The sequence below is a fragment of the Bacillus sp. WMMC1349 genome (assembly GCF_013155385.1).
Taxonomy (GTDB): domain Bacteria; phylum Bacillota; class Bacilli; order Bacillales; family Bacillaceae; genus Bacillus.
Genome location: NZ_JABJUQ010000007.1, coordinates 504,564 through 519,497, shown reverse-complemented (window position 1 = coordinate 519,497; position 14,934 = coordinate 504,564). Strand labels below are relative to the sequence as shown.

At 36.0% G+C, this 14,934-nt stretch carries 16 protein-coding genes; 3 read left to right on the top strand and 13 right to left on the bottom strand.

Annotated elements, in window-relative coordinates:
- Positions 1-16: 16 nt before the first annotated feature.
- Genes HOO54_RS05200 through HOO54_RS05185 form a run of 4 tightly spaced genes read right to left on the bottom strand, consistent with a single transcriptional unit; the run spans position 17 to position 4,946 of the window.
- The gene (locus HOO54_RS05200) at positions 17-724 is read right to left on the bottom strand and encodes a hypothetical protein (protein WP_216664712.1); all 708 of its coding nucleotides are present in this window, start codon (positions 722-724) and stop codon (positions 17-19) included.
- Positions 721-2,091 carry a class I adenylate-forming enzyme family protein gene (locus HOO54_RS05195; RefSeq protein ID WP_172293115.1) on the bottom strand — a complete coding sequence of 457 codons (1,371 nt, stop codon included), beginning with the start codon at positions 2,089-2,091 and terminating at the stop codon, positions 721-723. The genes HOO54_RS05200 and HOO54_RS05195 overlap by 4 nt, the downstream gene beginning before the upstream one ends.
- Positions 2,054-3,751: a thiamine pyrophosphate-binding protein gene (locus tag HOO54_RS05190; protein ID WP_172293113.1), complete on the bottom strand. Its 1,698-nt coding sequence runs from the start codon at positions 3,749-3,751 to the stop codon at positions 2,054-2,056. The genes HOO54_RS05195 and HOO54_RS05190 overlap by 38 nt, the downstream gene beginning before the upstream one ends.
- A gap of 16 nt (positions 3,752-3,767) precedes the next feature.
- Positions 3,768-4,946: an aldehyde dehydrogenase family protein gene (locus tag HOO54_RS05185; protein WP_172293111.1), complete on the bottom strand. Its 1,179-nt coding sequence runs from the start codon at positions 4,944-4,946 to the stop codon at positions 3,768-3,770.
- 445 nt (positions 4,947-5,391) lie between these two features.
- Between HOO54_RS05185 and HOO54_RS05180 the strand changes: the two genes are divergently transcribed.
- Together HOO54_RS05180 and HOO54_RS05175 are read left to right on the top strand one after the other, a co-directional pair.
- A complete protein-coding gene (locus HOO54_RS05180; RefSeq protein ID WP_172293110.1) occupies positions 5,392-6,516 on the top strand; it encodes a Rap family tetratricopeptide repeat protein in 1,125 nt (374 codons plus the stop codon).
- Positions 6,506-6,670 (top strand): hypothetical protein, encoded by a 165-nt coding sequence (locus HOO54_RS05175; RefSeq protein WP_172293108.1) that lies wholly within the window; start codon positions 6,506-6,508, stop codon positions 6,668-6,670. The genes HOO54_RS05180 and HOO54_RS05175 overlap by 11 nt, the downstream gene beginning before the upstream one ends.
- A 228-nt stretch (positions 6,671-6,898) precedes the next feature.
- Here HOO54_RS05175 and HOO54_RS05170 read toward each other — a convergent pair whose 3' ends face one another.
- From HOO54_RS05170 to HOO54_RS05145, 6 genes are all read right to left on the bottom strand, one after another.
- Positions 6,899-7,678 carry a Cof-type HAD-IIB family hydrolase gene (locus HOO54_RS05170; protein ID WP_172293106.1) on the bottom strand — a complete coding sequence of 260 codons (780 nt, stop codon included), beginning with the start codon at positions 7,676-7,678 and terminating at the stop codon, positions 6,899-6,901.
- Positions 7,679-7,811: 133 nt separating this feature from the next.
- Positions 7,812-8,258: a MarR family winged helix-turn-helix transcriptional regulator gene (locus HOO54_RS05165; protein WP_172293104.1), complete on the bottom strand. Its 447-nt coding sequence runs from the start codon at positions 8,256-8,258 to the stop codon at positions 7,812-7,814.
- A gap of 4 nt (positions 8,259-8,262) precedes the next feature.
- Entirely contained in the window at positions 8,263-9,492 is a 1,230-nt protein-coding gene (locus HOO54_RS05160) for an MFS transporter (protein WP_172293102.1), read from the bottom strand.
- A gap of 491 nt (positions 9,493-9,983) precedes the next feature.
- The gene (locus HOO54_RS05155; protein ID WP_172291902.1) at positions 9,984-11,267 is read right to left on the bottom strand and encodes an IS110 family RNA-guided transposase; all 1,284 of its coding nucleotides are present in this window, start codon (positions 11,265-11,267) and stop codon (positions 9,984-9,986) included.
- A 159-nt stretch (positions 11,268-11,426) separates the two neighbouring features.
- On the bottom strand, positions 11,427-11,588 hold the full coding sequence (locus tag HOO54_RS05150; protein ID WP_172291904.1) for a YvrJ family protein: 162 nt from the start codon (positions 11,586-11,588) through the stop codon (positions 11,427-11,429).
- Between the two features lie 252 nt (positions 11,589-11,840).
- On the bottom strand, positions 11,841-12,071 hold the full coding sequence (locus HOO54_RS05145) for a hypothetical protein (protein WP_172291906.1): 231 nt from the start codon (positions 12,069-12,071) through the stop codon (positions 11,841-11,843).
- A 194-nt stretch (positions 12,072-12,265) separates the two neighbouring features.
- Here HOO54_RS05145 and HOO54_RS24880 point away from each other — a divergent pair, with 194 nt between their 5' ends.
- Complete coding sequence (locus HOO54_RS24880) at positions 12,266-13,051, top strand: phospholipase A2 family protein (protein WP_172291908.1); 786 nt, start codon at positions 12,266-12,268, stop codon at positions 13,049-13,051.
- A gap of 232 nt (positions 13,052-13,283) precedes the next feature.
- On the opposite strand, the gene HOO54_RS05135 is transcribed toward HOO54_RS24880, so the two are convergent.
- The 3 genes from HOO54_RS05135 to HOO54_RS05125 all read right to left on the bottom strand — a co-directional run bounded on the left by HOO54_RS05135 (position 13,284) and on the right by HOO54_RS05125 (position 14,717).
- A complete protein-coding gene (locus tag HOO54_RS05135; RefSeq protein ID WP_172291910.1) occupies positions 13,284-13,553 on the bottom strand; it encodes a CDI toxin immunity protein in 270 nt (89 codons plus the stop codon).
- 386 nt (positions 13,554-13,939) lie between these two features.
- Entirely contained in the window at positions 13,940-14,146 is a 207-nt protein-coding gene (locus HOO54_RS05130; protein ID WP_375335792.1) for a hypothetical protein, read from the bottom strand.
- Positions 14,139-14,717, bottom strand: coding sequence for a sigma-70 family RNA polymerase sigma factor (locus HOO54_RS05125; protein ID WP_172291912.1), 579 nt, complete (start codon positions 14,715-14,717; stop codon positions 14,139-14,141). Before HOO54_RS05125 ends, HOO54_RS05130 begins: the two co-directional genes overlap by 8 nt.
- Positions 14,718-14,934: the final 217 nt, after the last annotated feature.

Sequence of the window (14,934 nt, the reverse complement as noted above, 5' to 3'; positions counted from 1 at the left end):
TAGCCTCCCACTGCTTTTATGTTAAACGAATCACTTCTTGACCTTGATTACTGTCAGCGTATTGCTGAATCCATTCACTAAAATTCATCTGTTCAGTTTGTTCGTTTATCCATTCCCAGTTCTTTATTTCAAACAGAGGTTGATAGGCTTGGCTTTGGAGCGGAGCTGCTAAGGCAGCAATTGTAATCCGCCCCGTAAATCCATTGTCATCACCATTAGTGACCGGCTCTCGATACATTTCTGCCACAAGCATAAAATCGGCTAGCCGATCAACTAAAACATTATGAGCTAAACCAATGCTATACATCTTGCCACAGTGGTCTGCAAATGTTGTCGAAGGTCCATTAAGACCGAGCTGTATGGATGCTTGGGCAGTTGGAAGGCTGTTCTCAAAAGAAATCGTCATATGGGGTCTGACAGCTTTTTTCCCTTTTTCCAAAGCATGTGCGTATCTCTCAATATCAGGCCAAATGGCATTTGAAACATTGACAAATAAACCGATATCATCGTTTTGCTGGACAATACCTTGCTGGGATAGCTCTGTGATGATTTGGTACAGTCCTTCACATAACGGTTCAACAGTCTCATCATTAAATTTGCTTTTTTGATATGGAAAAGGTTCTCTCTTCATAGGTACTTCATTTTTTGTGAGCCATCGATAGCTAGAAATCCCCTTTTTCACGGTCATTTCAATACCAAGTAAAACAACAGACGATTCTTTCATGATCTATTCACAACCTTTGCTTTTTGTGTAAAACACAATTTCCCCAAAGCAACTCGGTCAATTTTCCCATTAGCCAGCATCGGAAACTCATCGACTTGTTTATAATAAAAAGGAACTTGGTCTTTTTCTAAATGTTCCTGTGCGTAACGTTTGACGTGTTTCAGATTGATATTCTGATGATTCTCGCTTATGAATACGGCAGCAAGCCGCATCCCATTGTTTTCATTGCGAACACCCACAACAGCAACATCTTGAATGTCTTGATAGTGACGCAGTTTTTGTTCAATGTATTCAGGACTAATATTTTTTTCTTTAATCACGATAATATTTTTAGTCCGACCAATAATTTTTACGTAGCCATCCTCATTGATCTCTGCTAAATCTCCAGTATTCAGCCAACCCTGAGCATCAATAGGGTTTTCTGCTGAATTTGATGAATAGTAACCTATCATATTGCTGGGACTCCTAACAAGCAGTTCTCTCTTATCATTCAGCCTCAATTCGATCCCTTTTAACGGCTTGCCCACCGTCCCTATACAATATTCATCACATGTATTCAACGCAACATTTGGTCCGGCCTCTGATAATCCATAGCCATCGAGAATTGGTTGTTTGACTATCTCAAACCATTTTCTCGCCACCGTCTCAGGTAGAATTTCCCCACCGCAACCCCAGCTACGCATATTGGAGACTGTGTTTCGCTCACCTGCATTTTTACTGAAATGCTCAAGCATGATTTTGTAAAATGAAGGCGTTCCCTCAAACAAAGTAGCTCCGCTTTCTTTGATTAATCGCAAAACATATCGCGGTCGTAAATGCTCTGGAATCACGAGATCCATTCCGCATTTTTCAATGATATTCACGAGACTGATGCCATACGCCCCCCACAAGGGAACAGCTGCAAACAAAACATCCTTCTCTGTAAAGCCAAGCGTTTTAACAGTTTGTTCACTTTGATACTCGATCCCTTTATTAGACCAGACAACAAATTTAGGCATCCCTGTAACTGATCCTGTTGTTCTAACAATCGCTCCAGCATCTTCTGGAATAGGTGCCTGTTCAATATCTTCATAACGTTCAAGGCAAAAGTCCAAATCTAACTCATAACAAAACAACGGTACTCGGATTCTTGCAAGCTCTTTTTGCGGATCTTTCATCTCACCCATCACAATGGGAATAATACCTAATTGTTTGCACCCTTTATAGGCTGCATAAAAAAGCAATGGATTTCTGACTGAAAGAGCAACAGCATCTTCTCGCTTTACATGGTTAACTTCCATTAAGTGAACAAATTTGTCCAATAGATTGACAAGGGTCTCTGTCACATCTTTATGACCAACACTGACTTTGTTTTGGTGTTTCATCATCTACTACCACCCCATATTCCTGCTGGACCGTATATGGAATATCTTTTTTCCAATCCGTGCAGATTTCAATTAAAGACAATTTGCCTTGTTTACTTAGTGCTCTCGCTGCACAAATGGCGTTTTTTAAGTCTGTCTTATTTGTTGGAGAGAAAAAAGCACCTTGGAGAGATTGAATCTCGTGACGCCATTGATGATCTTCTCTAAAATCACAACCAATGGAAACTTTCATTTTTTGTTGATTCAATCGCGGCCATGCATAACCGCCATTATTAATAATGAGATAAATCATCCCAATCCCGAGCTCATACGCAGTATCTAATGCACCTTTCCCCATTTCAAATGATCCATCACCGATAAACGTCATAATCGTTGAGTCAGGTTGAGCCAATTTTGCTCCAATGCCTGCACCCATTGGCACTCCTAATGCTGTTTGCTCCCCTGGAACAAGCGTCCTTCCCGATTGATTAATAAAAATAGGATAGGAATAGCCCCACATATCATGAAGACCGTTATCTTGAACCAAAATGTCGTGTTCTTCAACAGTTTCTGAGATCATTTGAAAAGTTGCTCTAACAGGTTGTTCTGAAAAATCAGCGTTTGTCCACTTGTTAATCAGTTGATCTTTAACCGATTTCTGTTTTTCTAGCCATTCATGTCGCTTCCACTCCCCCTTGGCTTCATACAACAACAAGTCCTGCACAACGATTGAAACGTCACCTAAGATGCTCACATCTTCTTCAACGGACTTTCTCAAACTTGTGTAATCACGATCAATGTGTATCAATACATGTTGATCAGCAATATCTTTCCAACCCATTAAAGCTGTTTCTTCAAGCTGTGTTCCAAAAGCGATAAACAGATCGCCTTCCCTTAACAGCTCCTTAGCTTCAGGCAATCCATAAAGACCTATATTACCAAATACATGTGGATGATGTTCATTCACAATTCCTCTACCAGAAGCTGTTGTAAACACAGCTGCCTGAAATTTTTCAGCCAATGATAAAAGTGATGGACCAAATGAAGGAGAATGTTGACAACCACCTCCAGCGATGAAAACAGGCCGCTTTGACTTGGCAAGAGCATCCGCTGTTAAGCGGATTTGCTCACGATGCGGGCATATCGTAACCGCCTCTTTCTGAAGTAAAGAAGAGGGCTTTTTATAATGCTGTTGTTCCAAATCATTTGGTATTTCTAAATAAACAGGTCCAGGCTTGCCATTGACAGCCAAATACATCGCTCTTTTTAGTGCCCACTCAGCTTGATCTTCATGCTCTACTCGATACTGCCATTTTGTGATCGATTTCATCAGCTCGACACTATTGAGTTCTTGAAAAGCACCTGTACCAACAGCCGTTCTCGCTGTCCCTGAAGAAATGATGATAATAGGAACACAAGCAGAAAATGACTCTAAGACAGCCGTTAATCCATTAACAAGTCCTGGACCAGGGCTTGCAACATAGATAACGGGTTCACCTGAAACTTGGGCATACCCCATCGCCATACTAGCTGCAATTCTTTGATCTTTTGCTGTATACACATCCAATTTGGCCAAGTGTGCGGCTTCTAGTAGACCTTCACCTTCACCGACCATTGCAAAAACCTTTTGTACATTTGATTTTTTTAATAAATAAGAGTAAAGATCCCATATTGATGCAAACAAAAACAGCTCCCCCTTTTTAATAAACCCTGATTGGATATTGATGAAAAACACGGTTGACTTCTTTAGAAATTAAAATTGGTCTGCTCTCCAAGCGGTCTTTATATTTCACATAACTCGCTTTGGGACCGTAGCCTCCAAAAGGCTGATGACCATTTTCAATATCAAACAGGGTTTGATTAAGAGAAACTGTATAATGTTTTTTTAATTTTTCAGCTAAATCGGCCTGTCCAAAAATGGATACACCAAATGATGATTCTAATTGGTTTGTATCTGTGAGCCAATCAAGCACTTCAAAGGCATTTTCATAGGAGACGATATTAAATATTGGTGCAAAATGTTCTTCACAACGCGGCATATCTTTGATGTCGGAAACTAAAACAGATGGTTCAATCCAGTTCTTTGTTACATCTACTTGGCCGCCATAAACAATTCTATCTTCATAATCGTTAAGATATATTTCAGTTTGCAGCACCAGCTCTTGATAATTGCTGTTTCTGATTTTGTCGCTCATTCGACCGCTTGCCTGTATTTCTTTTAACCGTTGCAGAAGGCATTTAATGAATCTTTTTTTCTGACTTCTATGAACAAAAAGTAAATCTGGACACATGCAGTCCTGACCAGAATTAAATAATCTCGCTTCTACTGCTTTTGCAGCAGTATATTCCATATCAGCTTCAGCTCCTATAACAAAAGGGTTTAATCCAGAGCCAAAAAAGATAAAGAGCGCGTTAGGGTAATCTTTTTGAACAGATAGACCATTATAGTAATTACCTGTAAACACAACAACCTCTACATCAGACGTTTTCTTTTTAAAATCTGCATAACCTATAGGTTCGATTTCAATATTAAAATTTGTATATTTTTTGAAAAAATTGTGAATTTTCATGGTGGGAGACTGTGATGAGGTGGAAGGTCTTAAGGAAATAGACTTACAGTAAAACCTTGGAATAATGGCATATAAGACATAAGAATAAAGAATCGAGTTTGTTGGGTGAAAAATGGCTGCTTTTTGAACTGTGTCTCTTTTCATATATTGTAGTTCCCTTGCTGCTTGTTCCAGAACGTCAATACTAGAACAAATTTCATAATCCGCACTTTCACTCGTACTTATTTCCATGAGAATGGTTCTTAATTCATTTTTATGCTGCTTCATCTTATGGCTAATAAGGTTCAACTTTTCTAAAAATGGATCCATAAGTGTTATACCTTCCCTTCTTGAAATTTTACAAGAATATGAAAACGATATAAAATTACGAGTTCATTATAATTAGATTTATATTACTTGTAAATAAACTACAAGCCTTATTTTTTTTACCAGACCATAACGAACAACACACCTTTTCCCACAGTATATCTTTTCATAGAAAGTCGATATATAGATATAACAACCAATATTTTAAACAAATTTCCCCCCTTGTCTAAAATTGGCTGAAAATTACTCTACATGACATTGGGTCAAATTACTTCTATTTCACATTAAAATCTACTTGATCTTTTAAAAGATTACGAATCACTAAATGGCAAACTTAATATTTATTGCGGGATACCGAAAGCTTAAAATTTTTAATTTTCCAAATTAAAGTAGTGTGGTAAGATAACATATATGGAATAGAGAGTTAATGATGGAAGGGGTATTCATCATGAAGCAAAAAATCCCAGCGGAGGATGTAGCAATCAAGCTGAATGAATGGTATTCTTTAATACGCACAAACAAAGTAACAGACGCGGAATTCATTAAGGCTGAAATAAAACAACAGCTTACGGATATGGAAGAAGATCAAACCGTATTGTTGTATTACTCTTTAATTGATTTCCGTCACAATCTGATGTTGAAAGATTTGAAACCTAACAAAGCAATAGACATGTCTGATTCATTATCGAAAATTGAAGCAAAAAAAGATGACATGGAAAATACCCAGGTTGACGAAATGATTCAATACTATTATTGGTTTTTTAAAGGTATGTATGAATTTAAACAACATCATTTCAACACAGCCATAACCTGTTACAAAATTGCTGAAAAGAAATTAACATTCGTTGATAGCGAAGAAGAAAAAGCTGAATTTTATTATAAACTAGCTGAAATTTATTATCACCTCAGACAGAATTATATATCGATCAATTACGCAACGATGGCACTCGATACATTCAAAGCCCACGAAACTTTACTAGAGAAAGAAATATATTGCTACTTTGTCATAGCCGGAAACCATGTTGATACTTACAAATATGATGATGCATTAAAAACCTTGAAAACATCATTAAATAAAGCTCAACAAACAAAAAAGAACCATTTGTTAGCATCCGCTTATTTCAATTTAGGAAACTGTTATTTTTATTTAAAAGAGTTTTCCAAATCATATGAACATATACAAAAATCTTTATCTATATTTAAAAAAGAAAATTCCTCATATGTCCCTAAAGCTCAATTCCAACTGATGTATGTTTGCATAAAACAGGAAAAACGCGATGAAGCACTCAACCTTTATACACAAGGGATAAAGAGCAGTCTAAAACTACATGATAAAATCTATGAAACATTGCTTCACATTTTGAAAAAAATATATTTTGATCATGATTCTATAGATGAGGAATTCAAATATCTTAAAAATAAAGAGTTATATGTTGATATTGAAGAGTTGGCTTTAGACGCAGCTGAGTATTATAATGAAATTGGTAACCTTGAGCAATCAATCCAATTTTACCGCAAAGCCATTCAGGCAAGAAATCAAATCAAAAGGGGAGTTGTCTTCAATGAAAAATAAAATTTTATTAGGAATGGGCGCTTTCGTTTCTCTAGCTGCATTTTTAGCGATCTCGATTCATTTCACTGCCCCATCTGACACTCATAACATTGCTGGTAGAATGATTACATCATCAGTAAACGATTTTCATACCCCTGAAAGATTATTAGCTTAACAAAATTGAAAACTTCTTTTCGTGAACAGAGCTGGCGATTGCCGCCAGCTTTTAAATTTTCACCTTCATCATACTTCAACCCTGTGTTCTCAAACCTCTGCATCCTACTTATCAGTGAGAATCATAACTCAGTTGGCGGATTTCGAACTGGAAACGTTGGGAATCGACAAACAACGCTAATCTATTTTTCAAAATCAATATTTTGGATCAACTTCTAGAAATGAATTATTATAAAAGACCAACCATCTGTAAACCATGGTAAATCCCATCGTCTTCAACTGATTTCGTTACATATTTTGCAACTTTTTTTATTTCTTCTTCTCCATTCCCCATTGCCACGCTATTCTCTACCGTTAAGAGCATTTCTTTATCATTCAGTCCATCACCAAATGCATAAACACGTTCGCGAGGAAAACTCAGTTTCTCAACGATTTTATTGATCCCCTTAGCTTTTGACCCGCCTGTTGGAATGACATCAACTGAGACAGGATGCCACCTTACAAAATCAAAATCTTGAAAAGACTGTCGGTAAGCTGTTTCTTCCCCTTCGCGACAAAATAAAAGAGCCTGATACAGTTCCCGTCCTTTATAATAATGCGGATCATGTGTAGGGAAGCGGTCAATTTTCAATGAACGAATGCTCTCTTCAATAAATTGATGTTTTAATACATTCGCTTTCATATCTTCATGATCCATATAAACGATAGGATGATCTTTAATTAAGGCATCCGCCGTCAGTTTTTCCAGAGACATCATATTTAATGGATAAGTCAAAAGGACTTTGCCATCCAAAACGACATATTGTCCGTTATAACTGACATAGGTATCTATTTCTAATTCTTTTCGTAAATCTTCAAACATAAAAGGAGCACGTCCAGTTGCAATCGCTACTTTATGTCCAAGCTCCTTCAGTTTAAAAATTGACTGCTTTGTCAAGGAAGGTAATTTTTTATCATGGTTAAGTAATGTTCCATCTATATCAAAAAAAATAATACTTTGTTTTGTCATGTTTGCTCCTACTTTCGATTTTAAGCTGTTCCTCTTCTTTATTTAACATTCGCCGTTTAAAGCTTTCCCATTTCTATAAGAGGAGTTTCAATTGGTGTGATATTCATCATTTTGGCTATCGGCTAATCATGGCTTATTCTGTTTTTTCACTTTTTATCAGTTTATTTATTTTTTTCATTGTGTCTGTCATTTGAATGAATTCAGATATGTCAATTTTAGAATAATAGTTTTCAATAAGCTTTACATCCAGTTCTTCAATTAATGTAATAAATTTCTGACCGTTCTCATCCAGTTTAATAAAGGACTCTCTTTTATTTGATGGATTCACCAGTTTTGTAATCATTTTTTTTTGCTGAAGCTTTGTGAGAACTTGACTCACAGCACTTTTACTAATATCAAATGACTTTGCAATTTCATGAGCTGTGATATTCTCGTGTTTTGCAATATGCGATAAAATCAGTTCTTGTTGCCAAGTTAAATTAAATTCATCCACTTTAACGGATTCTTTCGAAGTTAACACAGCAAATTCATCAATCGCTTCATTTAATTGTTTTACTACTCGTAAATAATCGGATTTCAATTGTTTAACCCCCCCTATTTAATACAGATTGTTTGTTCGTCCATTGCTTAGCCTTCGCAACAATTAGAATGGTCAATCCCAATCCCACTGCTGCAAAAATAAAAAGTAATGTTCGAACAGAAAAACCTATTGTCATCAGGGAGGAGAAAAGCGTCTGAGAAATTGGGTCAAAAGCTGTTTGTGCTATGAAAACGATCGCCATGACTCTACCCATCAACTGAGGTTCTGTATGTTCTTGAATCATAACATCTGCCGGGATAAAAGTCATAAAACTAAAAAAGCCTATCAGCATGACAATTAGTACTAAACCCCACATGGAAGGCATTTGACTAAAGATGCCAAGAAAAATAACTGTAGAGAGTAAAAATAGCAAAATCAATCTTCCACGATGTTTATTGACACTAAATATTAACAATATCATTGTAGCTGAAAGCGAACCAATAGAAAAGCCTGCTTCTAAGAAACTTAAGTCAAGTGCACTTCCTCCCGTTTCCTTAGCCAATATCGGCAGACTCAAAAAAATCGGTCCCAAAACAAAGAAATTCAAGACAATAATAATCGCTATACCTACTGTGTAAATGGATGACTTCCGTATATAATGGTAGCCTTCAACAAATTCCTTTAAAAAGGTTAGTTTTTTTTCTGAAGGCGATGGTTTTTCATCTCGAACAAATGCAGGAAACACTAAACACATATTAACCGACATCGTAATCACACATACCGCAAATGTGGCAGCAAAAGAATAATAATTAATCAGAACCCCTGCTAAAACAGGTCCAATTAAAAAAAGCAACTCTTGAGAACTATGGATCAATGTATTAGCCAGTTGCAGATCCTTTTTGTTCACCAAAGATGGTATAAGCGATGAAAGAGCAGGAAAAAAGAGACCATCTAAACTTCCGATAAAAAAAGAAAGAATCAGAATAACTGAAAATGTTAACTCTCCATTCATATATACCCAAAGAAGAATCCCCAGTAAAATAACTTTCCCTAAACTCGTACCAAACAGGATTTTAGATTTTTGAATGCGATCTGCTAGAATACCTCCGATTATCATTGTGAACATTCTTGGAAGTGCTGCAGCAGCCATGACAAGCCCCATATATTGCGGATGATTTAAACCATCAACCATATACCAGGATATGGCTAACACAAATATGGAAAAGCTTAAAACAGCAAAGCATTCTGACCCTAAAATAAATAAAAAACGCTTATTTTTTAAAATTGACTTCATGATGACTCCCTCATTATTGTTTTATAGTTTAGTTTACTTAACTAAACTATAATGGAGTCTTTATATTATGTCAATCCTTTATCCACGACAAAAAAACCTCCCTCAATAAAGTTCGTTTTTCTTCCAAATACTCATGCATTCTCACTATTTCATAACCACCATATAGTTGACACACCAATATTACTGGATATCTTTTTAATATATATAAAATATTTACAAGGAATAAGCCATCCTATCTACCAAACTGGATTAGTTTGGAAAACAAGTGTATAACCGTGCTAGGAATTCTCCACACAAATCACGGTCGCTAACCCTCCCATATCTCTCCGGATCGTATCCATACTTTCCTTCGTCCTGCGTATCCATGAGGTGGAGGTTGGAAATGCTCCTATGCTGGGTCTAAAGCCCGAATGGTGAAAATAAGCTCCAACTCTGCACTATTGGTGTTTGTATGAGAAATTGTTGGTCTTTAGAGTGTATTTCTAAAGACTTTAAACAACCTGTAATTCTTGGGTTCGAGGCAATCCTCTTAATAGTTTAGAACCATCAAACTGACATTGTTTTTGCCCAATGACAAATAATACACGTAGTAACTTACAACACAAGGCAATGAGTGATTGTTGCTTTTTCAATGGCTTTTCAGATCGCATTGTATAGTATTGATGCAATGCTTTAAACGTCGGATTATGAGCGACTAATGGGCGAATAGCCAAATATAAAGCTCGTCGCAAACGACTTCGTCCTCTTTTCGTAATTCGTGTTTGACCCTTGAATTTACCAGAGCTATGTTCTCGTAAAGAGAGACCTGCTAAATTTACTAGCTGTTGGGGATGACTATATTTTGTCATGTCACCTACCTCTGAAAAAAACAGAGCGATTGTCGTAGATCCTAATCCTGGTATCTCCATCATTTGTTTGGCTCCTGGAAGTGTTTCTACTAGAGCTTCTAGCTCTTTGTCTAACTGTGCTAACTGTTGCTTATAAAGCTCATATTGGTCGAGTAAATAATCTAGTTCACGCTGGGCAAACTGAATACCAATTTGAATACCAATACTCTTCTTCGCAGCTTCTACTAGCTTCCTCGCTCGTTTTATTCCCACTCCTCGTTGAACAAATGGTTTCCATTTCTTAAGCACCTCTTCCGCTGACATTTCTTTAATTTGAGACGGAAATGGAAACATACGCAACGTACAAAAAGCTGCTTTTCCTTCCCAATCTCTAAACACATCAAAGAATTCAGGGAAGTAGCGTTGTATATGATTTTGGATGCGACCTTCTGTGGTCATCAGTTGCTTTGTGAGCTGATCTCGTAATTTGACGCCTTCTCTTAATTCGGCATAAACGCCATCTAAGAGGTTTGGTACGGAGTATCGCCCATCCTTAATCAACTGCCCTATTACTCGAGCATCCTTTGTATCATTCTTGGTAGGGGAATTGTCATCTAGTTCTTTACTTTTCTTTACATGCATTGGATTTACCATGACAAAATCGTACCCTTTTTCTACCAAAAAATAAGCGAGGCTAAACCAGTAATGACCAGTCGGCTCTACGCCAAGAATGACGTGATTCTTGCCATTTTCTTTTCGAAGACTTTCCGCCCAAGTCACTAATTTTTGAAAGCCATGTTTTCGATTTTCAAAAATCAAGCGTTTTCCGAACTCGATACCTCGGTCATCTTGTGCACGTGCTACATGTTTATCCTTGGCAATATCAATGCCAACAATAAGAGTTAAAGGTGTAATTTGAGAGATTTTATGATTTTGTGTATAATTCATTATTGAGTCCTCCTTGGTTACTTAAATTAAGGGTCCATTTTTGCTTCGAAGCTTTGGACACCTCGTATGATACCAAGGGGCTCTTTTTTTGTTCAACTCTCAAATTTCTTCATTACAGGAATGCTCCTATTTCCACAGGAGGAACGTTAAAAAAGACAATTATTTTTTGAGATCTTTTATATTGCTTTCCAACTTTGAAATCACTTCAGTTAACTTCTCTATCTTTTTCTCAAATCTAAATAACAGATAGATGGCTAATATTAAAGGAAACCCAAAATTTCCAATTTGTGATAGTATTTGTTCTAACTCTAGCATACTCATTTTACATTTACTCTCCTTTCTTATCTATAGAAAGTGAGCTTGTCTTCTGGATGTTAAAACATGTTTTGGCTGATTCTTGCTGCAATTCTAAAATGAGTATCTTAGCGGGAAACTTGATTCCACCGACACCCTTTGTTCCACTACTCCTATACAAGTGCAACAACAACCAATTAACAAAAGGTAAATCGAAAAGAACACCCGGTCGCGATTCATAATCAACAAGATTTAAAATCATCCCACCTAAGTATCTACTCACTGCTGTGACTTGCCCTCATCTTCATTTCTGTCGTAACAAAACTTCAGATGATATTTTCTACAAAGCACTTTTTGCAGTTCTTTCACTTCATTGCTATAGCATCTAGCGATGTCTTGATACATTCCCTTCTGCCCGTCATAAGGACATGTGTCTAACCGCTTCACCACTTTGAGTAAATCAATTTTCAATTGGTGGTATTCGTTAATCGATTTTTCTAAACAGCTCATGACTAATCCCCCTAATTTCTTATTTATTTTTATTAAAGCCTGTGAAAGGGATTCCCTTAACCTTATGTTTTTTAAAGAGAATGTAAAGTGGCCAAAAACAAAAGTATTTTTTCAACAAATTGGTTTGATTTTTTAAAACCATTTTCTCTTTTTAATCATGTAGGATCTCAAAACGACTGAGAGGAAGATGTGAAGTGAATATCATATCCAAAGAAATCATGTTGGAGAAAGCTGAATTTCAAAAGAGATTAAAATCACCTGTACTGCTGCCTGTTCTAGAGGAGACTAAAGACTATTTTTCATTTGATGAAGCAGCTTTCAAGGACACTCGAGCATTTGAAATTAATTATTACGCAGGTGATGAAGCTGAACAACTAATTGTCACCCAACTTAGTATGTATATTAAGTTTCACCCGCAGTTGTATTTCCATATCCTAAAAAGTAAGTCCGTTGAAAAAAATAATGAAAGTACTTTAATAAGAGTCATATCTTTAACAAAGCAAGCAAATGAAGCACAGAATACGATGAGAGTAGTAACATATGATGGGGGAGAGTTTATTGGTGAATACAATGCACTTATTTCAGAGCGAGAACTCACTCTTCCTGAAGAAATTGATCAAATTCCAACAGACGCGATTCAAAAATCAGAGGAGAACAAACTGTTCAAAACACAGGCTACCGTTTTATGTTTTCGATTAGACGGTTCGGGTACTTGTTGTCAATTTAGATATAATGGTCTTCCTTGGAACCCATTGATTAAATACAAATGGTGCGGAGAGAATTGCGGAAGTGGAACACCAGTAAATGCTCTAGATAGATGCTGTAAAGCTCATGATGAGTGTTACGGGGAGCATGAGGATTATCCTGCTCGTTGTTCCTGTGACCAAAATCTAAGAAACTGTGCCAGCACAACAGATGATGCTGGCACAGATAGAGTCATCGCAGCTTTTGCAGCAAAAATGATCGCGATGGGTTGTTAAAAAAACTGTCCAATAGTCAATCTGTTGACTATTGGACACCTTTCCTCTTTTCGGGCAGCTTCTTTACTTAAGGATGATTGAAACTTGAAAACGCCATAAAATTGAACTACCCCCACTTATCGACCTTGCGATCTGATTGAAGTGGGAGATTCTTGGGAACAGAGCGTACTTGTTGACGTATTTCTTTGCCAACAGAGGTTTCTCTTATTGACCAAGCTATCCCCGTAGATTCCTACGGTTCTATATTTAAGCCTAATGTCCTTTCGTCCCAAATCATATAAACAACATGACTGTATTGATTACTGTGTCGCTTTAAAAAAATAATTATTTCATCAACTGTATATACTTTAGCATGATTAGATATTTTCTCCCATTCTATACACCCCCAATCAGTAAATGGAAAAAACCTTTCAAAATCATTTAATACTTGTTTTTTATTAATATCTGATAAAACATTTACATCCTCACCAATAGCTTTAATACATTCATCAAATAAACTCATCAAGATTCCCCTTATCAATCGTTTAAAAAGATTGAACTGTACATTCGTAACCCTTAAACGGGATAGCGGTTTACGAAAATTAACCTTTTCTGGTCATAATCTAATCTCATTCTTACTTTTCCATCATTGACAATCTTTCAAACAACATTACCATATCAAGCGTACCTGTATATGGTTAAGCGTTTACTCCGAAAATTCCCACCTAGATCTAGTCCGTTTTTTCTAGCTTGTTCGATTGTTTAAACCCTTAAAGGAAAATGAAAGGTTGTTAAGGTTAGAGATATCTTGAAAGTAGTATACATGAATAAAAATCGGGGAATTTGCTCGCTTTCCGCGGTGATTGCAAGTTCTCACAATTCCCCCTAAAGGATTTTTTGACAGTTCCTTTATTTCTTATCTAAAAATTCAAAGAAACCTGGTGCTTTAATTTCTGTTAACACTTTTAATTTTTCGAAAATCTTTATTTTAATCTCCTGCTCTAAGTCCTCCCTTTCCTGAATAGATGTGTTTTTTAGACTCTTTTTTATTTTTGGTAAAAATTTGTCAATAACCTCATCATATGTTAGTTCATTACATTTATTCACTTTAATCACACCCCAAATTTATTTTCGATTTTAACTTTCTCAAGGCGGTACGATGATAATAAGAAACCATCTGTTCTGATAAGTTTAAAATATTAGCTATTTCTTTGTTCCTTAATTCGTTTAAATATATTAATTCAATTACTTTTTTTTGAGTTTTATTGAGTGTCTGAAGAGCATGATATAAGCTCTGATTCGTTATCATCTCTTCAAGTGCTGTTTGTGTCTCTTCAAAAATCTTTTCAGTTTTATGATCTGATTGAAGATTATAATAAAGTTTTTCCGGATTTTCAGTTGCTTCAAAATATATTGGAGTCCTTTTTTTGTCTGCCGAAATTCTTTTATCATAATCAATTGAGTAAAAATGAATTAACTTGCTCACATAATTGATGACTTTTACATTGTAATAATGATTTCTAAAAGCTTGATCCAACTCTTCTTTATTTTCATAAGTAGGGTTATTTATTACGTTTTTTAGTAAAGAAAAATTCTCTTTTTTCTTTAAAAAAAGCGCAATGATAGGTTCTTCTAGTTTGTCTCGATTTTCTTCAAAAAAAGACCTTAATATACGTTTTTCATCCATTTGAAAAATATCCCTCCTCACTTCATAAAGAGATATCTCTTCATCAATTATAAAACAAAAACGAGAACAAATGTTCTGTTTGTGTGAATTTATTCGAACCAGAAGCATCGACAATTTGATATTTTTTATCAAAACAACATCCCAAAGATACTAAAACCCTTGATTGCGTAAAGAGGTAAACAGCATATAAAAAATATTGCATACTATTTTTCATTCG

Bases quoted from the DNA above. Each gene is read 5' to 3' on its own strand.
- HOO54_RS05200 (WP_216664712.1), bottom strand. From the start codon at position 724: ATGAAAGAATCGTCTGTTGTTTTACTTGGTATTGAAATGACCGTGAAA.
- HOO54_RS05195 (WP_172293115.1), bottom strand. From the start codon at position 2,091: ATGATGAAACACCAAAACAAAGTCAGTGTTGGTCATAAAGATGTGACA.
- HOO54_RS05185 (WP_172293111.1), bottom strand. From the start codon at position 4,946: ATGGATCCATTTTTAGAAAAGTTGAACCTTATTAGCCATAAGATGAAG.
- HOO54_RS05180 (WP_172293110.1), top strand. From the start codon at position 5,392: ATGAAGCAAAAAATCCCAGCGGAGGATGTAGCAATCAAGCTGAATGAA.
- HOO54_RS05175 (WP_172293108.1), top strand. From the start codon at position 6,506: ATGAAAAATAAAATTTTATTAGGAATGGGCGCTTTCGTTTCTCTAGCT.
- HOO54_RS05170 (WP_172293106.1), bottom strand. From the start codon at position 7,678: ATGACAAAACAAAGTATTATTTTTTTTGATATAGATGGAACATTACTT.
- HOO54_RS05160 (WP_172293102.1), bottom strand. From the start codon at position 9,492: ATGAAGTCAATTTTAAAAAATAAGCGTTTTTTATTTATTTTAGGGTCA.
- HOO54_RS05155 (WP_172291902.1), bottom strand. From the start codon at position 11,267: ATGAATTATACACAAAATCATAAAATCTCTCAAATTACACCTTTAACT.
- HOO54_RS05150 (WP_172291904.1), bottom strand. From the start codon at position 11,588: ATGAGTATGCTAGAGTTAGAACAAATACTATCACAAATTGGAAATTTT.
- HOO54_RS05145 (WP_172291906.1), bottom strand. From the start codon at position 12,071: ATGAGCTGTTTAGAAAAATCGATTAACGAATACCACCAATTGAAAATT.
- HOO54_RS05135 (WP_172291910.1), bottom strand. From the start codon at position 13,553: ATGAGTTTATTTGATGAATGTATTAAAGCTATTGGTGAGGATGTAAAT.
- HOO54_RS05125 (WP_172291912.1), bottom strand. From the start codon at position 14,717: ATGGATGAAAAACGTATATTAAGGTCTTTTTTTGAAGAAAATCGAGAC.